At 42.9% G+C, this 20,695-nt stretch carries 20 protein-coding genes; 17 read left to right on the top strand and 3 right to left on the bottom strand.

Going from position 1 to position 20,695, the window contains the following annotated elements; translation table 11 throughout:
* The first annotated feature begins 47 nt into the window (after positions 1-47).
* A complete protein-coding gene (locus QEO93_RS11250; RefSeq protein WP_032138021.1) occupies positions 48-1,940 on the top strand; it encodes an NAD(P)-binding protein in 1,893 nt (630 codons plus the stop codon).
* A gap of 49 nt (positions 1,941-1,989) precedes the next feature.
* Here the strand turns inward: QEO93_RS11250 and QEO93_RS11245 are convergent, their stop codons facing one another.
* Positions 1,990-2,754: an IS5 family transposase gene (locus QEO93_RS11245; protein ID WP_284627598.1), complete on the bottom strand. Its 765-nt coding sequence runs from the start codon at positions 2,752-2,754 to the stop codon at positions 1,990-1,992.
* A gap of 198 nt (positions 2,755-2,952) precedes the next feature.
* Between QEO93_RS11245 and msbA the strand changes: the two genes are divergently transcribed.
* Positions 2,953-4,803, top strand: a complete 1,851-nt coding sequence (gene msbA, locus QEO93_RS11240) for a lipid A export permease/ATP-binding protein MsbA (RefSeq protein ID WP_032137421.1) — start codon at positions 2,953-2,955, stop codon at positions 4,801-4,803.
* A 71-nt stretch (positions 4,804-4,874) separates the two neighbouring features.
* On the opposite strand, the gene QEO93_RS11235 is transcribed toward msbA, so the two are convergent.
* A complete protein-coding gene (locus QEO93_RS11235; protein ID WP_032137420.1) occupies positions 4,875-5,546 on the bottom strand; it encodes an IS1595 family transposase in 672 nt (223 codons plus the stop codon).
* A gap of 88 nt (positions 5,547-5,634) precedes the next feature.
* On the opposite strand from QEO93_RS11235, the gene glyS reads away from it, so the two are divergent.
* The 14 genes from glyS to xth all read left to right on the top strand — a co-directional run bounded on the left by glyS (position 5,635) and on the right by xth (position 19,557).
* A complete protein-coding gene (gene glyS / locus QEO93_RS11230) occupies positions 5,635-7,686 on the top strand; it encodes a glycine--tRNA ligase subunit beta (RefSeq protein WP_032137419.1) in 2,052 nt (683 codons plus the stop codon).
* A 90-nt stretch (positions 7,687-7,776) separates the two neighbouring features.
* On the top strand, positions 7,777-8,562 hold the full coding sequence (locus tag QEO93_RS11225; protein WP_032137418.1) for a DUF4422 domain-containing protein: 786 nt from the start codon (positions 7,777-7,779) through the stop codon (positions 8,560-8,562).
* Between the two features lie 14 nt (positions 8,563-8,576).
* Entirely contained in the window at positions 8,577-9,716 is a 1,140-nt protein-coding gene (glf, locus tag QEO93_RS11220) for a UDP-galactopyranose mutase (RefSeq protein WP_032137417.1), read from the top strand.
* Positions 9,717-9,786: 70 nt separating this feature from the next.
* Positions 9,787-11,565, top strand: coding sequence for a glycosyltransferase (locus tag QEO93_RS11215; RefSeq protein ID WP_085815441.1), 1,779 nt, complete (start codon positions 9,787-9,789; stop codon positions 11,563-11,565).
* A gap of 94 nt (positions 11,566-11,659) precedes the next feature.
* Positions 11,660-12,856 carry a glycosyltransferase gene (locus QEO93_RS11210; protein ID WP_085815440.1) on the top strand — a complete coding sequence of 399 codons (1,197 nt, stop codon included), beginning with the start codon at positions 11,660-11,662 and terminating at the stop codon, positions 12,854-12,856.
* A complete protein-coding gene (locus tag QEO93_RS11205; RefSeq protein ID WP_003786865.1) occupies positions 12,853-13,644 on the top strand; it encodes a glycosyltransferase family 25 protein in 792 nt (263 codons plus the stop codon). The genes QEO93_RS11210 and QEO93_RS11205 overlap by 4 nt, the downstream gene beginning before the upstream one ends.
* Positions 13,644-14,078: a DUF7832 domain-containing protein gene (locus tag QEO93_RS11200; protein WP_032133553.1), complete on the top strand. Its 435-nt coding sequence runs from the start codon at positions 13,644-13,646 to the stop codon at positions 14,076-14,078. The genes QEO93_RS11205 and QEO93_RS11200 overlap by 1 nt, the downstream gene beginning before the upstream one ends.
* A 6-nt stretch (positions 14,079-14,084) precedes the next feature.
* Complete coding sequence (gene gmhB, locus QEO93_RS11195) at positions 14,085-14,648, top strand: D-glycero-beta-D-manno-heptose 1,7-bisphosphate 7-phosphatase (RefSeq protein WP_032137414.1); 564 nt, start codon at positions 14,085-14,087, stop codon at positions 14,646-14,648.
* Positions 14,645-15,607 (top strand): glycosyltransferase family 2 protein, encoded by a 963-nt coding sequence (locus QEO93_RS11190; protein ID WP_085815439.1) that lies wholly within the window; start codon positions 14,645-14,647, stop codon positions 15,605-15,607. Before gmhB ends, QEO93_RS11190 begins: the two co-directional genes overlap by 4 nt.
* Positions 15,608-15,804: 197 nt before the next feature.
* Positions 15,805-16,242, top strand: coding sequence for a peroxiredoxin (locus tag QEO93_RS11185; protein WP_032137412.1), 438 nt, complete (start codon positions 15,805-15,807; stop codon positions 16,240-16,242).
* Positions 16,243-16,324: 82 nt separating this feature from the next.
* The gene (locus tag QEO93_RS11180; RefSeq protein ID WP_245190654.1) at positions 16,325-17,536 is read left to right on the top strand and encodes a multidrug effflux MFS transporter; all 1,212 of its coding nucleotides are present in this window, start codon (positions 16,325-16,327) and stop codon (positions 17,534-17,536) included.
* Between the two features lie 84 nt (positions 17,537-17,620).
* Positions 17,621-18,283 (top strand): YiaD family glycine zipper/OmpA-like lipoprotein, encoded by a 663-nt coding sequence (locus QEO93_RS11175; RefSeq protein ID WP_032137411.1) that lies wholly within the window; start codon positions 17,621-17,623, stop codon positions 18,281-18,283.
* A 102-nt stretch (positions 18,284-18,385) separates the two neighbouring features.
* Complete coding sequence (locus QEO93_RS11170; protein ID WP_044250248.1) at positions 18,386-18,697, top strand: ArsR/SmtB family transcription factor; 312 nt, start codon at positions 18,386-18,388, stop codon at positions 18,695-18,697.
* 92 nt (positions 18,698-18,789) lie between these two features.
* Positions 18,790-19,557 (top strand): exodeoxyribonuclease III, encoded by a 768-nt coding sequence (gene xth, locus QEO93_RS11165; RefSeq protein ID WP_032137410.1) that lies wholly within the window; start codon positions 18,790-18,792, stop codon positions 19,555-19,557.
* Between the two features lie 42 nt (positions 19,558-19,599).
* Here xth and tmk read toward each other — a convergent pair whose 3' ends face one another.
* On the bottom strand, positions 19,600-20,229 hold the full coding sequence (gene tmk / locus QEO93_RS11160; protein ID WP_032137409.1) for a dTMP kinase: 630 nt from the start codon (positions 20,227-20,229) through the stop codon (positions 19,600-19,602).
* Between the two features lie 130 nt (positions 20,230-20,359).
* Here tmk and QEO93_RS11155 point away from each other — a divergent pair, with 130 nt between their 5' ends.
* Positions 20,360-20,581 (top strand): HP1242/YdcH family protein, encoded by a 222-nt coding sequence (locus tag QEO93_RS11155; RefSeq protein ID WP_032137408.1) that lies wholly within the window; start codon positions 20,360-20,362, stop codon positions 20,579-20,581.
* Positions 20,582-20,695 lie beyond the last annotated feature (114 nt).

Here is a 20,695-nt window from a genome sequence, read left to right as displayed (position 1 = left end):
GTAGCAATACCTACTTTTTCGTTTATCTATAAATAAAGGAAATATTCATGTCGCAAAAAAATAAAATGACACGTCGTCGCTTTTTAAGCAGCAGTGCTGTATTAGCAGGTGCGAGTTTAATCAGCGGCTGCAAAGAACCCATTTATCGCCCTGTTAGCGTTGCCCCTGCCGAAACAACCATCAGCAACAGGCCTTATTACCCTCCTGCTCTAACAGGCTTGCGTGGCGATAATGATGGTAGCCAGAATCACGCGCACGGTGTTGCCTTGCGTGGTAAAAACTACACGCTGCCTGAAAAAATCAGTGAGCAATACGATTTAGTGGTTGTCGGTTCAGGCATTAGCGGATTATCGGCAGCTTACTATTACCAAAAAGCTCAACCACAAGCCAAAATTCTCATCATTGATAACCACGCCGATTTTGGCGGACACGCCATTCGCAACGAATTTACAGTTGATGGCAAACAACTCATCACCTATGGCGGTAGCGAAAACATCGACTCACCAGAAACAAAATATTCAGAAGTTGCCAGCCAATTATTGCGCGAACTGGGTATTGATTACAAAAAGTTCAATCAGTATTTCGACCAAACGCTATATAAAGAAAAATGGCAACTTAAACGCGGCACATATCTAGCTGAAAAAACATTTGGTAAAGCCGCTATGATTATTGGTCAAACAGATGTCAGAAATAAAGATAACGCTGAAATCATCGCCAAGTTTCCATTTTCAGAAGAAGACAAACGCGCACTAACCGAAATCTACACCAAACCACAAGATTACCTAAAAGGCAAAAGCAAACGTCAGCGTCAAAAATACGCCGAAACAACTAGCTATAAAACGTTCCTAGCCGAACGTGTCAAACTCTCTGAAACCAGTCTGAAATATCTACAAAACCTCAGTTCAGATTATTGGGGACACGACATTTCCGCTATTTCCGTGAGCGAAGCCTTAGAAAACCACTACCCTGGTGTTCAGAATTTGGGCTTACCAAAACCCGATTTTGACCCAGATGCAGAACCTTATATCTACCATTTCCCAGATGGCAACGCCAGCATCGCGCGTTTACTGGTTCACAAAATGATACCGAATATCACGCAAGACAAAGCGGATACCATGGAAGACATCGTTACCGCAAAATTCCAGTACGACCAGCTAGATTTGCCAACCAATAACGTTCGTATTCGTCTGAACACCACAGCGTTATTACTGGAGAACAAAGATGATGGAGTAGCGGTTGCGTGCATGGAAAAAGACAAACAAGATTTGTATCGCATACAAGCCAAAAAATGTATTTATGCAGGTTTTGCGCCATTAGCAGCACGTCTCATTAAAGAGATGCCAGAAGCACAAAAAACCGCCATGTTATCAGGTGTACGTATTCCCATGATTTACACAAAAGTCGCGCTGAAAAACGCCCATGCCTTTAAAAAACTAGGCATTTACGCGTTTTATATGCCCGACCAGCCTTATTGCGGAATGATGTTAGACTTTTCTGTAAATATGGGTAACTATCGCGCACCACAAACACCTGATGAACCCATTGTGCTGCACATGATTGGTATTAGAACCGCGCTAGACGATTCAACCGCACGAGACAAATACCGTGCAGGTCGCCGACAATTAGCCAGCCAAAGCCAAGATGCACTCAAACAAGAAGTGATTGAGCAACTGCGCCCTATTTACGCATTAGCTGGCGAAAATGTGGACGACGCAATAGCCGACATGACAATTAACCGTTGGGCACACGGTTATAGCTATGAGCAAGTGGGTTTATTTGATAGTGACGAAACCACAGAAAGCACCACGAAAACCATGCAAAAATCTGTCGGCAATATTTATCTTGCCAACAGCGATGTGGCATGGATGCCGTATGTGCAAAATGCGATAGACCAAGGACATCGTGCCGCGCAAGAGGCTAGTAAACAGAAAACAGCCTAACATTTCAGGCTGCATCAATGGCAATGTAAAACACTACATTGCCATTTTTTTAATTGAAAATAGGGGCTAACCAAATCAAAGCACAAGCTAATGACACGGTACTTTCATAATTACGTTTTAATTTATCGTACCGTGTTGCCAGCGCACGAAAATGCTTTAATCGTACAAAAGCGTTTTCTACCAAGTGCCTGATTTTATATAAATACCAATCTGTGTCCACATTAAGATGCTCTCTACTTTTCTTATATGGAATATTGGCTTTACTTTGTTTAGAATGAATTAACCGACGAAAAGTATCACTGTCAAAACCCCTATCAGCACACACGGTTTCATTATCACTTAAGTCCAATTGTGCCAATAAATCAGGCGCAACAACAATCTCATTTACATTACCAGCTGTAATCATAAATTCAATTGGATTACCACAAGCATCAACCGCTAAATGAATTTTAGACGTATGACCTCCGATACTCTTACCGACAGCTTGATGCACAATGGATTTTTTACCCATGCCGTGTTGATGAACACGGATATGACTACCGTCCATAAAGACCCATTCCATATCGGGTGTATCTGCCAAATGTTTAAATAATTTGGTAAAAATACCGCGTTTAGACCAGCGATTGAAACTTTGGTAAAGGCTGTTTGCTTTACCAAAATAACTAGGTATATCAGCCCATTGGCAGCCTGTACGTAAGCGAAACAGGATACCTTCTACTGTTTTGCGTAAATTTTTCTTGCGATAAATGCCAAGCTGTTTCAAAATGGGCAACAGTCTCGACCGTGTTTCATTTGTAAGCGTGTTTCGGGACATGGCAAAGGTTTAGGATGGTTGTATGGAAACAATATCTTAAATCCTTTGCCTCTTTTTTTGAATTGTCAATAGCCCCTAGCGTTTTAAACAAAAATATTTAGCAAAAAATTATATTTCAAAAGAATGAAAAAATGGATTTTAGGCAGCCTGAAAATTGAGTAAAATACGCTTTTCTGATAAGCAGATAACGATTAAAACATGATTGAAAAATTAACTTTTGGACTATTTTCTGAACAAGATGCGCGTAGTTTTATGCGATTGCTGGCTTATATCAAACCCTACAAAGTGAGATTATTTTGGGCGATTTTGGCGATTGCTGGCGTGGCGTTTACGGAAAGCTATTTGGCTGCGTTTATTGCGCCGTTAGTAAACCAAGGTTTCGCGCCGCCGTCTGAACCGCCAAAATTATTGGTAGGCGATGATATTTTTACTACGCTACAAAACCTGAAAAATGAATTTAACTATTTGATTTGGGGGACAGAAAATAAAGTTTGGGTTGTGCCTGTTTTCTTTATGTCGCTTGTGATTATGCGTGGTATTTGCCGCTTTGCCAGCACTTATCTGATGACTTGGGTGTCTGTGATGGCGATTAGTCAGTTGCGCCGTGATATGTTTGCTAAGATGTTGTCGTTGCCGTCTGTTTTTTTTCAGAAAACGGCTGTGGGCGATGTTTTAATGAATGTTGTGCAAATGGCTGATGTTTCAATCAGTGGCGCAAGCAATGTGTTTATTGTGCTGATTCGCGATACTTTGATTGTGATTGGCTTGGTGTGTGTACTGCTGTATTTAAACTGGCAGTTGAGTTTGATTGTTGCGCTGATGTTCCCTATTTTATCTTGGTTATCAAGATATTATCGCAATCGTTTAAAAGATGTACTGAATAGTGCACAGCTTAGCATCGGAACATTAAATAACGTGGTTAATGAAACTCACCAAGGACATCATGTTGTAAAATTATTTAATGGACAAAAACAAGCAGAATCTAGTTTTAACGCTGTGATTAATACTATTGTTCGCCTAAGTAAAAAAATCACGCAAGCCACTGCGGCACGCTCGCCATTTAGTGAACTAATTGCATCTGCTGCATTAGCTATTGTGATTTTTATTGCTCTATGGCAAAGTAAACAAGGAACAACAACTATTGGTGAATTTATGGCATTTATCGTGGCTATGCTGCAAATGTTATCACCAATCAAAAACTTAGCTAATATCAGCATTCCAATGCAAACTATGTTTTTAGCTTCAGATAGCGTTTGTGGCTTTTTAGATACTGAATCTGAAAAAGACACAGGTACGAAACAATTACACAATATTTCAGGCAGTCTAAAATTTAAAAATATTAATGTGCAATACAATAAAGATGGCAAAAAAGCATTAGATAATTTCAATCTTGATATTAAAGCTGGCGAACGCGTTGCATTAGTTGGACGCTCAGGCAGCGGCAAAACCACAGCAGTAAATTTGTTGCCACGCTTTGTAGAACCCATTTCAGGCAGCGTTTTAATTGATGATGTGAATATCAACGAGCTAAAATTAGATAATTTGCGCAGCCAATTTGCCTTAGTTTCGCAGGATGTTTTCTTGTTTGACGGCACCTTAATGGCCAATGTGCGTTATAGCCGCCCTACAGCCACAGAAGAAGAAGTAATGGCAGCATTAGAAGCGGCTAACTTGAAAGATTTAGTAGATAATTCTCCGCTAGGCTTAAATCAACCAATCGGCGCAAACGGCAGTCAATTATCAGGCGGGCAACGCCAACGCGTATCCATTGCTCGTGCTATTTTGAAAGACGCGCCTATTTTACTGCTTGATGAAGCCACCAGCGCATTAGATAACGAATCCGAGCATTTGGTTCAACAAGCGTTGGAACGCCTAATGAACGGCAGAACCAGCATTATTGTTGCCCATCGCCTGACCACAATTGAAAATGCCGATAGAATTGTGGTGATGGACGAAGGAAAGATTATTGAACAAGGCACACATCAAGAGCTATTAACTAAAAATGGTTATTATGCAGCTTTGCAAAATATGCCCAAATTACACAAATAAACTTTCAGGCTGCATTCACTAAATGCAGCCTGAAAAATAAGAAAATAATAATTAGGGGCTGTCCTAGATAACTAGGATAAACTCGATTTTACTAACTGTTTTAAAATGGGAATTTGAACTTTTATCTCACTGTTGTTAAAACGCCATTCGCACGCCTTTAAATACAGCTCAAAATGCTCTTTGGGAATGCCGTTAAACTTGCGTAAATGACGTTTTGCTTGGTTCCAAAAATTCTCAATTCCGTTAATATGATTTTGTCGTTCAGCAAAATGTGTGCTGTGATTGATACGAAAACGAAGTTTCAGCGAAGCTAAAATGGCTTTGTCGCTCACATCTAATATATCATAGCTGCGATAACAATCCGTATAAACAATGCTGTCAGGTTTAACTTGTTCACGGATTATAGGCAATAAAGTAGCGGTTTGAGTATTCGATACAGTAACCGTATAAATCTTGCCATTTCGCTTCAAAAGCCCGAATACAGCGACTTTTCCAGCAGCCCCGCGACCGCGTTTACCTTTACGTTGTCCGCCAAAATAACTTTCATCTGCTTCTACTTCGCCATCAAACATTTCTAAATGCGGACTATTTTGATAGATAAGTAATCGTAAACGATGAAAGTAATAGACAGTGGTGTTTTTATTAACACCTACTAACTCTGCTGCTGTTCTTGCAGTTACGCCTGCGACAAATAGCTCAATGAGTTTATTTTTTTTGTACTGACTTAGACGACTTTTTCTCATAGGGATAATTCTAACTTAATTTGAATTTCCCTAGTTATCTAGGACAGCCCCTTTAATTAAGTCTAAATAATAGAAAGATTGCTTTAACATGGTAAACCAAACCTTATTAATTGAATTATTAACCGAAGAACTCCCCCCAAAAGCCCTAAACAATCTTGGCAACCACTTCGCCCAATCCATCGTAGAAGGCTTGGGAAAAGCGCAACTGATTGACGGCGAAACCCAATTCACGCCATATGCTTCACCGCGCCGTTTGGCGGTGCAAGTGGCGAATGTCAAAGCCGTGCAAGCCGACCAACACGTTGTCAAAAAAGGTCCTGCCGTGAGCGCGAATGAAAAAGCGATTGCAGGTTTTGCGCGTTCGTGTGGCGTGGAAGTCGGCAGCCTGAAAGTGATAAATGACGGCAAACAAGATATTTACGCGCACGAATTTACCCAAACAGGTCAAACACTTGCCGATTTATTGGGCGAAATCGTCAATGCTGCCGTGAAAAAATTGCCAATCCCAAAAGTGATGCGTTGGGGTAGCAGCACGCATACGTTTGTGCGCCCTGTGCATGGTTTGGTGGCGATGCACGGCGCGGACGTGTTGCCTGTGAACGTGTTGGGCTTGGCCAGCCGCAATTTTACGTTGGGACATCGTTTCTTGTCGCAAGGCGAAATCGTATTCGCGCAAGCCGATGATTATGCAAAACAATTAGCCGAACAAGGAAAGGTCATCGCCAATTTCGCAGAACGCAAAAACGCGATTCAGGCAGCTTTAAACGAACAAGCAGGCAGCCTGAAAGCGACTGTGGCGGCTGATGAAAGTTTGTTGGACGAAGTAACGGCGTTGGTGGAATATCCTGTTGTTTTGCAGGCTGGTTTTGAAGCGCATTTCTTGGCTGTGCCGCAAGAATGCCTGATTTTAACCATGCAGCAAAATCAAAAATATTTCCCATTGTTGGACGCGCAAGGCAAGTTGATGAACCGCTTTTTGTTGGTGTCCAACTTGCAGGCTGCCGACCCGGGCCACATTATTCACGGCAATGAGCGCGTGTTGCGCGCGCGTTTGTCGGACGCGGAATTTTTCTACAAGCAAGACCAAAAAGCGACTTTGGAAAGCCGTTTGCCGAAATTGGCGAGCGTGGTTTATCACAATAAAATTGGTTCGCAAGCCGAGCGCGTTGAGCGTTTGCAAACGATTGCGGCGCACATCGCCAGCGCATTAGGCGCAGACAAAGCGGCGGCAGAACGTGCAGCGCGTTTGGCAAAAGCGGATTTGGTTACGGAAATGGTGGGCGAATTTCCTGAATTGCAAGGCACGATGGGTAAATATTACGCGCAGTTGGACGGCGAGCAGCCTGAAATTGCGTTGGCGATTGAACAGCACTATCAGCCGCGTTTTGCGGGCGACGCGCTGCCTGAAAATGCGATTGGCACGGCGGTGGCATTGGCGGATAAATTGGAAACTTTGGTGGGCATTTGGGGCATTGGCTTGATTCCGACTGGCGACAAAGATCCGTATGCGTTGCGCCGTGCGGCGTTGGGCGTGTTGCGTATGTTGATGAATTATCCTTTGTCTATCAATGATTTGCTGAATACGGTTGCTGACCAATTCCCTGCGAATGTGTTGGAGGACAAGGCGAAAACAGTTGCAGAAATCGCTGATTTTATGCAAGCGCGTTTGGCGGTGTTGTTGCAGAATGATTATTTGCAAGACGTGGTGGCGGCGGTGTTGGCGCAACGCCCTGACCGTTTGAATGATTTGGCGGCAAAATTGCAAGCCGTTGAGCAATTTAAACAATTACCTGAGTCGGCAGCGTTGGCAGCAGCGAATAAGCGCGTGCAAAATCTGCTGAAAAAAGCGGACGCGCAATTAGGCGATGTGAACGCGAGCTTGTTCGCGCAAGACGAAGAAAAAGCCTTGTTTGCGGCGGCGCAAGATTTACAGCCCAAAGTGGCGGACGCGGCAAAACGTGGCAATTTTCAGGCTGCCTTAACCGAATTGGCGGCGATTAAACCGCAGGTTGATGCGTTTTTTGATGGCGTGATGGTGATGGCGGAAGACGCGGCTGTAAAACAAAACCGTTTGAATTTGTTGAATTTATTGGCAAGTTTGATGAATGCGGTGGCGGATATTGCGTTGTTGTCTGAATAAATATAAAAATTGCAGGCTGCTTCGTGAAAAGCAGCCTGCAATTTGATAGAATAATAAAACTAAATTTATCAATATTTTGGAAGTTAATCAATGTTCCAATTAAGCGAAATTCCAACAGAAATAGCGGTTTTTATTGCAACACATAAATCATTTCAGCGACCAGAAGGTCATGTATTTGTGCCATTGCAATTAGGTAATCAGCCAGAAAATCTAGGCTATTTACGCGAAAATCAATTAGATAATATAGCCGATAAAAACCCCTATTTCTGTGAATTAACCGCACTATATTTCTTATGGAAAAATGTCCATACTCCTGTGATAGGCTTGGTGCATTACCGTAGATATTTTGCAAAAAAGCGAAACATAGTTCAAAGAAGAATCAATCAACTCGCTTATTTATTAGGACTCGTTCCGAAGCAACAAACCTCTCGCCATACCATACTCACTTCTGATGAGATTCAGCAACTATGGCAAAACTCTCAAGCAGATTTAATCGTCCCAGCTGGTGTTGATTTAGACACTTCGATTTATGATAATTATAATCAAAATCATCATATTCAAGATTGGCATATCGTCAAACAAATCGCAGAAGAAAAAGCACCACAATATTCCCTCACTATTGCAAAAGTTGAACAAAATTGCATTCTTTACCCTTATAATATGTTTATCGGTAAAAAAGAAATAATCAATGATTATTGCGAATGGCTATTTGATATTTTGTTTGAAGCAGAAAAGAAAATTGACTGTTCCCAATACGATAGCTATAACCAAAGAGTTTTCGGCTTTTTAGCAGAACGATTATTTACCGCATGGATTGTACACAATCAAAATAAATACAAAATAAAACATGTGCCTGTTCAACGGGTACAAACATAACTGGGAATAAAAACATGAATTTTTTATGTGTCGGAGCAGGTTTTTCCTGCGCTGTTATCGCAAGAGAATTGGCTCAAGCAGGGCATAAAGTAACCGTCATTGACCAACGCGCCCACACCGCAGGCAACTGCCGCACCGAACGCGATGCCGAAACAGGTGTAATGGTTCATATCTACGGACCACACATTTTCCACACCGATAACGAAACTGTATGGAATTATTTGCAGCAATTTGGCGAATTTATGCCTTATACCAACCGCGTTAAAGCAGTAAGCGGAGGTCAGGTATATTCATTACCAGTTAATCTACACACGATTAACCAATTCTACGGCAAAACATTCTCGCCAAAAGAAGCCAAAGCATGGATTACCGAGCAATCTGACCAAACCATTGCCGAACCGCAAACTTTTGAAGAACAAGCCATGAAATTTGTTGGCAAAGACCTGTATCAAGCCTTCTTCAAAGGTTATACCGCCAAACAATGGGGCGTATCGCCAACCAAATTGCCTGCTAGCATTTTGAAACGCTTGCCAGTGCGTTTTAATTATGATGACAACTATTTTGCTCACAAATTCCAAGGTATGCCCAAAAATGGCTATACCGAAATCGTGGACAATATTTTGAATCACGAAAACATTACCGTAAAATTGAACACGCCATACAGCGAAGATATGCAATCTGAATACGACCATGTTTTCTGGTCTGCACCATTGGATTTGTGGTTCAAACACCAATTCGGAAAATTAGGTTATCGCACATTGGATTTTGAAACATTCCGCGATGAAGGCGATTTCCAAGGTAATGCTGTAATTAACTATTGCGATGAAACTGTGCCGTTCACACGCATTACCGAACACAAACACTTCTCGCCTTGGGAACAGCACGAAAAAACCTTGTGCTACAAAGAATACAGCCGAACTTGCGAAGATGGCGATATTCCTTACTACCCAATCCGATTAGCAGAAGACCAAGCCTTGTTATCGCAATATGAAACTGTTGCCAACCAAGCAAAAGGCGTAAGCTTTGTAGGACGTTTAGGTACTTATCGCTACTTGGATATGGACGTAACCATTGCGGAAGCACTTAAAACAGCGCAAGGCGTGTTGGCAGATATTGCCAATAAGCAGGAAATTAAACCGTTTTATTTTTCTTAATTTTTCCGCATTTCAGGCAGCCTGCAAAAGGCTGTCTGAAATATTTATCATTTCAAAATATTAAACAATCATGAATATTATCCAAAATCTCGTTTTCCCAAATCTAGACATTCAAGCCCCCGATGATTTATACGTTCGTTATTGGGGTGGTACGCAAGCATTCCGAAATGAAAGAGAAATCCGTTTCCTACAAAAAGGAGCTGGTTGCGTTTTTGATACCTTTTTCAACTCGTTTACCATTCAAACTTGGAAAAACCAAACCAATATCCGCCAAATTAAATTGCGTTTATTCGGTCATGGCGAGTTTTTAATCAAAATCCGCCGCCACAAGTTGCACGAAGACATGAAACATTTAAATGAATTAACCATTCAATTAAATGAATCAGGCACGGACATTGATTTCGCAGATTTGAACGACCACACAGAAGGCATGCTGTTTTTTGAATTGATTTCATTAACAGATAATGCTTATGTAAACCGTGGTTTTTATCACACTGATTTAGAACCGCAGAATCCTGTAAAATTAGGCATTGTGATTACGCACTTCAACCGTAAACATTACGTTTTACCTGCGATTGACCGCGTATCTAATGATTTGCTGCAAGACCCTTATTACAAAGATAAAATTAGTCTGATTGTTGTAGATAACTCACAAAACATCACACAAGAAGAAGCCAAACACGCGATTGTTATTCCAAATCAAAACTTGGGTGGCTCTGGTGGTTTTACTCGTGGTTTGATGTATTTGGAAGATGAAAAAAGCTATACGCACTGCTTATTTATGGACGATGATGCGTCTTGTGAAATTGAAAGCATTCGTCGTGCTTATGCGCTGTTGCAGTATGCAACAACTGAGAGATTTGCCGTAGCAGGGGCGCAATTACAAGAATCAGAACCGTATAAAATTCATGAAAAAGGAGCTGTGTTTTCTAGATTATCTTATCAATCTATCTGCCATGGTTTAGATACACGTAATGCTCATGATGTTTTATTGGCTGAGATTAGTGATGTTAAACCTAATTATGGTGGTTGGTGGTTATTTGCCTTTAAGATAAAAGATATTAAGTTTTACCCATTTCCTTTCTTTGTTCGCGGTGATGATGTTTCATTCGGCTTTATGAATGAATTTAATATTACAACTCTAAATGGGATTAATGTTTGGGCGGAAGATTTTTTTATTAAAGAGGGATTATGGACACGTTATCTGGGATTTAGAGGGTCATGTGTTTCTACAATTTTACAAGATTCAGATTATAGTAAATCCAAAATTCGTAAAGTATTTAAACAATGGTATTTTAATTGCATTCATTCTTATAATTATTCTTCAGCTAAAGCAATTATTTTAGCTTTAGAAGACTTTTTAGCAGGAACACAGACTTTTGTTCATGATATGACAGCCAGTCATGCTCGTGCAAAACTAGCACAGCTACCACAAGATGAAAAAATACAACCTATCAATCGCATAGATTACCCTAAATTAAGATACCCAACTCCTGTTAAAAAGAGAAAACACGAATTACGTCGTATTATTCGTCAATTAACATTAAATTATTTGTTGCTACCTGAACGTTTTATGAAAAAAGGGATCATTTTTCAACCTAAACATTTCGGTGCAAATTTGACTGATATTTATCGTTATAGACAAGTTTATTACGAACACGAAGCAACACGCACAGGCTATGTCGCAACGTTTGATAGGCAACGTTTAATTCAGGCTTATAAAGATTATTTTGCTGCATTACGTTTGATTGATGAAAAATTTGATACAGCAAAAGCAGATTATTTAAGTAAAAAAGATGAATTAACTTCTCGTGCTTTCTGGGAAAAAATTTATAACACTGAAAAATAATTTTTCACAAAAGGCTACTTGTTTGCAGGTAGCCTTTCATAGCAATTAAATTTCAATTTCTGGAATTTATAATTCCAACCGCAATATCCCGAAAATGAAAATTTTAATCTTACACAAATGGCTAATAACAGGCGGCATTGAGCGCGTATTGATTGATTATCTGCATATTTTTACTCAACTTGGGCATCAAGTTGATTTATCCTTAAAATATGACTTTAATAATCAATGTGCGCTGCTGGAACAAATCCCCCAGCACATCAAAATAGATTATTTTGCCAATGCTCAACAAACTGCTGCAAAAGAGTGGAAAAAGCAGCATCGCAAAGATAATTTAGCCAATAGAATCGCTTATGAATGGCAACGCATTATTAAGCAAAAAAACTATCGCGATTATTTGGCTTCGCGTGTTGTCAATTACAATTTAGTCATTGATTTTAGTGATTGTTTGGACGATATAATGCGTATGCCAAAATTCTTGCAACCGCATTTTCCACCAACTTTGCGTTGGGTACATTTGGCTTTATCCAAGGAACCCATTTTGTCAAATAAACAAAAGCGACGATTTACTGCTATTTTTTCTCAGCATACGGGTGTTGTTGCGATTTGCGATGCGATGCGTCAGCAAATTCAAGAAAATATTGACTTGCCTGAACATAAATTGTTTTGTTTGCACAATCCGATTGCGCTGGACAACATTCAAAAACAAGCAGCGTTGCCTGTTTCAAACACGCATCAAGCGTTGTTGCAACAACCTTTCCTTTTTCAAGCTGCAAGACTTGAATCTGTTAAAAACTTGTTTGAATTAATTGATATTTATGCTGCATTAAAAAGCAATCATTCTATTCAGCACAAACTGTACATTGCAGGCGACGGTAGTTTGAAAAATGAATTACAACATAAAATTGATAGCTTAAATTTAAGCCAAGATTGCTTGCTTTTAGGCAATTTAGATAATCCTTATCCTTTTTTTAAAGCGGCAACTTTATTTTTGCACACTTCCACGCGCGAAGGTTTGCCAACGGTTTTGCTGGAAAGTATGGCTTGTGGAACGCCTGTTGTGGCAATGGATTGTCCAACTGGCGTGGCAGATATATTGGGTAAACAAAGCGAGTATGGCAAATTGATTCCTATGCACAATCAGCAAATGTTTCAAAAAGCAGTTATCTCTTTATTAAATGATGCCGAACAGCTTGCTCAATATCAACAAAAAGCAACGCAACGTGCAGCAGATTTTAGCGCAGAGCAAATCAGCCAAAATGTGCAGTCTATTTTAGAAATGCTTAAACCATGATTTCTACCTATATCATCTCCCTAGCCAGCGAAACCCAACGCCGAGCGCACATGAAAGCGCAAGCCGAGCGTTATCAACTCAATGCCGCATTTTTTGATGCGGTGGATATGCGCCAAGCCACGCAAACGGATATTGAACATTTAAGCGTTCTGCCAAAACATAAAAAGCCCAAAAAACAGCGTTGGTTAAGCAAGGGCGAGCTGGGGTGTGCTTTGAGTCATCATCAAATTTATCAAGAAATGATAAATAAACAGCTAGATTATGCGTTTATTTTGGAAGACGATGCCCGTTTTTTGCAATCACCAAAAGCTTTGTTGTTGCCCGAAAATCTACGCAAAATTGCTGCTCAATATGATTTTGATATTTTGATTTTGGGTTATGTAAAAACGCTGGAACATCAATTGCCGTATTATCATCGCCGTATTCCAATTAAAAAACGTGCAACATTGCAACTGCCCGAACAAACGATTCAATTTGGCACGCCTTGGGAACAATATGGCTGTGGCGCAGTGGCTTATGTGATTACTAAAAAAGGCGCGGAAAAGCTGCTCAACATCACGCAAAAACCATGCGTCCCAGCCGATGATTGGCTATATTTTGAGCAACATTGCGGTGTAAAAGTGCTGCACGCTCGCCCTACTTTTGTGCTGGAAGATTTGGAACAGTTGATCAGCACCATTCGGGTAGAAAAAGCCAATTTTTTGCAACCCAAGTTGTCCAGCATTATCATTCGCAGCATCAAAGGCTGGTGTAAACACATCGCCATGAATTATTTGGGATTTAAATAATGTACGACCACATTTCTTTTCACACCGAAGGCGCGCCACACATCACGCCCGAGCAAGCTGCGCAACACATGGGTTATTATTTTGCGTGGGCGATTTCGCAAAACTTACACAGCAATTCGGCGGCTGCCCTGCCCCATTTTGCCGATGTGCAGGCTGGTTTGATATCGGGCGCGGATTTTGTGTTGCAGCAGCTCAACGGCGGCTTGGACGAAACGTGTTTTAATGCGCTGGGCAATCGTTTTACCCAGTTTTATTATGAAGATGAAGACGAAGGCTACGGGCAATTTATGGCGGATTATTTTGCCGAACTGGATTTGCAAAACGAAGCCGATTTGTATCAAGTAACGTGGCAGCCTGCACTGCAACAACAGCTCAATGCGGTTTTTCAGCAAGCGTTTTTGCGCTGGAAAAGCAGCCTGCGCCCTGTGGAATAAATCAACATGAAACTAATTATCCTAGACCGAGACGGCGTGATTAACCACGATAGCGACCAGTTTATTAAATCGCCCGATGAATGGTTGCCCATTGCAGGCAGCATGGACGCAATTGCGTTTTTGACCCAAGCTGGCTATACGATTGCGGTGGCGACCAATCAATCGGGCATTGCACGTGGTTATTTTACCGTGCAAACCCTCAACGAAATGCACACCAAAATGCACAAACTCATCCGCCAAGCAGGTGGCGAAATCAGCGGCGTATGGTTCTGCCCCCACGCCGCCGACAGCAAATGCGATTGCCGCAAACCCAAATCAGGCATGATTTTAGACATCCTCGACCGCTTTCAAGCAGAAGCCAGCGAAACCTATTTAGTCGGCGACAGCTTGCGCGACTTACAAGCCATTGCCAATGTAGGTGGCAAACCCATATTAGTCCGCACAGGCAAAGGCATGAAGACTCTTACCAACGAGAGCGACAATCTACCCGAAAATACCCAAATCTTTGATAGTTTGCTAGATTTCGCCAAAACCCTAGTCCACCCAAATCAACCCAGCGAAACTACATGAAACCCACCCTATCCATTATCGTGCCGTGCTACAACGTCCAAAACTACGTTGCCACTGCCCTACAATCCATCGTCCAAAACACGCAGCCTGAAAACCAAAACCGCGTAGAAATCATCATTGTGAATGACGGTTCAACCGACCAAACCGCCGCCGCCATCAACACCCAACTTTCAGGCTGCCCGATTGCTGCGCACGTTATCACACAAGAAAACGCAGGCTTATCCGCTGCCCGAAACACAGGCATGGCACAAGCCCAAGGCAATTATTGGCTCTTTTTAGATAGCGACGACTTCTACCAAAACCAAGCCATCGACAAAATCCTAGCCGTGATTGACGCACACCAGCCCGACATCATTGAATTTGACGCCACCATTTTTTACGGCGAAAACGACTGGGCAGAACAAACCCTATACCACAGCTATTTTGCCGACATCGCCAATCCAATGCAGCCTGAAAATAGCAAAATCCAACGCACCTTCCAAGAAAATCGCTGGTACGTCTGGTCGCGCTGTTACCATAAAAAACTCTTTCAAAACCAGACATTTGAACGCAGCAAGCTATACGAAGACTTCATGACTATACCCTATCTCTATCCGCAAGCCCAAAGCATTTTCAGGCTGCCTGAAAGCCTATTAGCCTACCGCCAAAACCACAGCAGCATTACCGCCAACGTCTCTCATCGCCACATCGCCGACATCTTCTACGGCTTGCAAAAAGCCATTGCCGCCGAAACCACACAACCGCAATACCGCGAACTTTGGCAAATTTTGCAGCTCAAGACATGGCGGTTAATCGTTGCCTATTCCGTGAAACGCTTTTTGCGCACACGCAAAACCGCCTATCTTGCCAACGTTCAACGTTTTCGCGCCCAGTTGCGCCAGCAAAACCAACGCAATTGGGGTTGGCAGTTTGGCTATTTTGGCAGCGTGTTAGCAAAACGACTTTTCAAGCTGCGATAACGTAGGGTGTGCCCAGCGCACCATTTTTGCAAACAAAACCAATCTTTCAGGCTGCCTTTTAAGTACACAACAGAAATTTATACGATGGAGCGTGTACTGTAAGGTTGCTCTACCCACTCAATACCGTTTTACAACCATTTTTCAGGCTGCAAACCACAAATCGCAGCCTGAAAACCCAACTCCACAAGGAAACAAAAATGTCCCACTTCAGCCTCCCCTCCTCAACAGGCGAAACCTTCCACAGCCAAGACCACGCCCCATTAGTCGTGTACTTTTACCCAAAAGACCACACTGCAGGCTGCACCACCGAAGGCTTAGACTTCAACCGCTTGCTGCCCCAATTCCAAGCCGCAGGTTACACCGTTGTCGGCATCTCACGCGATAGCGTCAAAACCCACCAAAATTTCTGCACCAAACAAGGCTTTCAATTCCAGCTACTCAGCGATTCAGATGAAACCGTCTGCCAACAGTTTGGCGTGATGAAACTCAAAAAACTCTACGGCAAAGAACACATGGGCATTGAACGCAGCACATTCGTGTTAAACCAATCAGGTGAAATCGTCCACGAATGGCGCAAAGTGAAAGTGGCAGGACACGCAGAAGAAGTATTAAATATTTGTTTGCAAACGAAATAATTTGTATAATCCACACTCTAACGCAGTCTGAAAACAATTTCAGGCTGCTTCATTTTATCCATAAATGAAAGAGAGAAAGAAAATGCCCCACTCACATGCAGAAAATCGCCGTATGGCAGTCATGCTCGCCATGCTCATGTCCATTATGCCCTTTTCCATTGACACGTATTTGCCCAGCTTGCCGCAAATCGCCCAGTCGCTCAATTCCGATATTCACTACATTGAAAAAAGCCTAAGCACGTTTTTTTTTGGCGTTGCCATTGGGCAAATTATCGGTGGTTCACTGTCCGATATTAAAGGGAGACGACTGATTGCGCTGATTGGCTTGTGCATTTATATCACCGCCAGTTGCAGCCTGATTTTCGTGCAAACTGCCGACCAACTGCTCGGTTTGCGTTTGGTGCAAGCATTGGGTGCAGGCATGTCCGCCGTAGTAGTCGGTGCGTTGGTTCGCGACAATTACCTAGGGAAAAAAGCCGCGCAAATGTTTGCCCTAATTGGCATTATTTCAATGGCTGCGCCACTGGTTGCGCCTATTCTTGGCTCAATCTTGCAAATGATTGGCGGCTGGCGTGCTGTGTTCGTGTTTTTGTTTGTTTACGGCTTGCTTATGTTTGCGCTGCTATTCTGCTTTTTGCCGAGCAACAAAGCCCCTGAAAAACTCACTGGCGAACAAGTCAAAAATATCTTTAGCCGCTATCACACGGTTTTAACCACCAAGCCTGCGTTGGGTTTTCTGTTTTATCAAGCCGCTTCATTTGCTTCTATGCTGGCATTTTTAAGTGAATCACCGTTTGTTTATATGCAGTTATACAAACTCACGCCCAATCAATATGCGTGGGTATTCGGCTGCAATATTGTGATGATGATGATTTGCAATCATTTAACGGCGTTTGGTTTGCGCCGCAACTGGGAATCGCGCGATTTATTGAAAATCGGCATGATTATTCAAAATTTGGCAAACTTGGCTTTAGTGGCGATTGTATTAGTAACCAAGCAGCCTGAATTGTGGTTGCTCGTGCCATTTGCGGTGGTGTCGATTGGCACGCTGGGGCTGATTTCTGCCAATACTCAAGCGATGTTTATGGCAAACTTTAAACCTGAAATCGCAGGCAGCGCGAATGCGATGTTATCCGCAGGGCAATCGCTGATTGCGTCTTGCGTGGGCTTTTTGGTCACGCAGTTGCACAATGGCACAGTGTTTGTGATGGTAAGTGTGATGTTGGCTTCCACACTCACAGGCTTTGTTTTGTTGCATAGTTTTTCCAAATCACAAATGCAGCCTGAAAAGTAATTCTGCGTTAAATTAGCTGCTTTTTACCCATAAATTGCGCTATATTCCTGTTTTTCCCACACTTTAATATTGAAGGAAGACAAAATGATGTTCAAAAAAATGACGATTATTGCTGTGGCGACTGCCATGGGCTTGAGCGGCTGTATGACTAACGCGCAAGGCGAACAACAAATGAGCAAAACCGCCATGTATGGCTTGGGCAGCGCAGCAGTGTGCAGCATCGTCGGCGCATTGACTCACGGCAGCACTGGCGCACGTAACTCAGCTTTGGCTTGTGGCGCAATCGGCGCAGGCGTGGGCGGTTACATGGACTACCAAGAGAAAAAATTGCGCGAACAGTTGAAAAACACTGGCGTGGAAGTAACACGTGAAGGCAACCAAATCAAATTGACTATGCCTGAAAACATCACTTTCTCAACAGGTCGTTACGATTTGTCAGCAGCAGCGCAAAGCTCTTTGGCTCAAGCCGCGCAAACTTTGGCAGCTTATGTTGATACCACAATCAGCATCGTAGGTCATACAGACAGCACAGGCTCTGCAGCGATTAACAACCCATTGTCAGTAAACCGTGCGCAATCAGTGGCAAACTACTTGGCACAACGAGGCGTAGCAACTAGCCGCATGACTGTTTCTGGTAAAGGTTCAACTCAGCCAATCGCAGACAACGCAACTGACGTAGGTCGCGCACAAAACCGCCGCGTTGAATTGTTGATTAACCCAACAGCAGCCGCGGTAAATGCAAAATAATATTTGTTGCATAAAACCCATTCAGGCAGCCTGAAAATCTCTTTTCAGGCTGCCTGAAATGCTATTAAATACCACTAACTGATAATTAAAATAAATCTCACAATGTTAAAAACCGCGCCCATTTTGCAACCCACTCCTACTTTGAACGAAACCGCACAACTTTTCAAAGCCCTGTCCAATCCACAAAGATTAGCCATTTTGCTGGATTTGAATGATGACGTTCGCAGCCTGAAAGAGCTTGCCGAAAGCACAGGACAACCGCCCACACAACTTGCCACGCATTTAGAAAAACTGCGCCAGATGGGGATTGTAGACCACACCCGATTTATGCGCATTTTGCAATATCGCATCATTTCGCCAACTGTGTTAAGCGTATTGAAAACATTGCAGCCTGAAAATAAAATCGTAGCCTGAAAATTGTGTGAAACTCGTAAGGTGGGATTTATCCCACAAAAAATCTACAACACAAATCGCAGCCTGAAAACCCCAATCCACAAAGGAACCCCATGAAAATCGCCACATGGAACGTCAATTCTCTCAACGTCCGCCTACCCCACGTTATCGACTGGCTTGCCGATAATCAACCCGATGTCCTCGTTTTGCAAGAACTCAAGCTAGAGCAAGACAAATACCCAGCCGCCACCTTCCGCATGATGGGCTGGCAAACCGAATGGATTGGACAAAAAACCTACAACGGTGTTGCCATCATCAGTCGCCACGAATTGCACGACGTGCAAACAGGTCTGCCCGAAATGCCAGACGACCTACAACGCCGCGTGATTGCTGCCACCGCCAACGACGTACGCGTCATCAACGTTTATTGCGTGAACGGCGAAGCGTTGGACAGCCCAAAATTCGCCTACAAACGCCAATGGTTTGCCGCACTCACAAACTTTGTGCGCGACCAAATGGCAAAATATCCACAGCTCGTATTGCTTGGAGATTTCAACATCGCCCCCAGCGATGAAGATGTGTACGACCCTGTTAAATGGCACGAACATATCCACTGTTCATCAGAAGAACGCGCATGGTTTCAAACGCTGCTGGATTTGGGTTTAACCGACGCATTGCGCCACGTTCACCCCACAGGCAAACACTACACATGGTGGGATTATCGCGGTGGCATGTTCCCCAAAGGCTTAGGTTTGCGCATCGACCACCAGCTTATCAGCGCAGATTTAACCGCCCGTTTGCAAGACGTGTTTGTGGATACAAAACCACGCGCCTTAGAACGCCCTAGCGACCATGCACCGTTAGTGGCAACTTTCAAATAACAAAAAGCAGCCTGAAAAATCATTTTCAGACTGCTTTTTTCATTAATCCGCAAAACCAAAAAACCTATCCAAAATCGCCTCAATATCCGCCCTCACCTCAGGCTTTTCACGATTGCTGTTCACCACCGCATAACGCTCAGGCGCAGCATCTGCACGACGGAAATACGCCGCACGCACCCGCTCAAAAAACGCCGATTGTTCCTGCTCAAAGCGGTCTTTCTCACGGCTGCCCTCAATTCGCGCCAACGAAACTTCAAGCGGCACGTCTAACAAAATCGTCAAATCAGGTTTCAGGCTGCCTTGCACCCACGTTTCCAAAATTTCAATCTGCTCATCAGGCACACCACGCCCACCACCTTGATAGGCAAAAGTCGCATCCGTGAAACGGTCACTAACCACATGCACACCCTGTTCCAACGCAGGCAAAATCACCTCTTCCAAATGCTGACGACGCGCCGCGAACATCAACAAAGTTTCTGTGTATAAAGAAACCTTGGTTTCAGGCGCAAGCAGCAAACGGCGCAACTCCTCACCCAATGCCGTTCCGCCAGGTTCACGCGTAAACAAAACAGGCAAATCACGCGCTGCAAACCAATCACGAATCACGTTCAACTGCGTGGTTTTGCCCGCACCATCAATGCCGTCTAAAGTTAAAAATTTTGCTGAAGTCATCTGTTTTTCCTTGTTTAAAAATTTGTTTGCTATTTTATGGCAAAACGGAATTGAGTGTTATAGAATAATGCTGTGGCATCCCCACACATTCAAACTTTTCTTACTATTCTTCTCAAAAAGGACAGCTATCATGTTCCCAGAATACCGCGATTTAATCAGCAAATTGAAACAAGAAGACGCACACTTTGCGCGCCTGTTTAATCAACACAACGAACTGGACGACAAAATCACTGGCTTAGAAAACAACCCTGTTACCAGCGCAACCGCAGACGCTGAAGTGCAACAATTGAAACAACAAAAATTGGCATTGAAAGACGAGTTGTATGCCATTTTGAAAGCGGCTGACAAATAATTGCAGCCTGAAAAACAAAAGCAGCCTGAAAACTATTTTTCAGGCTGCTTTTTGTTATTGATGTGTAGGGTGTGCCATGCGCACCATTTTTCAGGCTGCCATAAAAGAAACTAC

Origin of the sequence: Kingella negevensis, assembly GCF_030177895.1 — a bacterium.
In the GTDB taxonomy this organism is placed as follows: domain Bacteria; phylum Pseudomonadota; class Gammaproteobacteria; order Burkholderiales; family Neisseriaceae; genus Kingella_C; species Kingella_C negevensis.
Note: the sequence above shows the minus strand (reverse complement) of the source record. Positions and strands in the feature narration are given on the sequence as shown.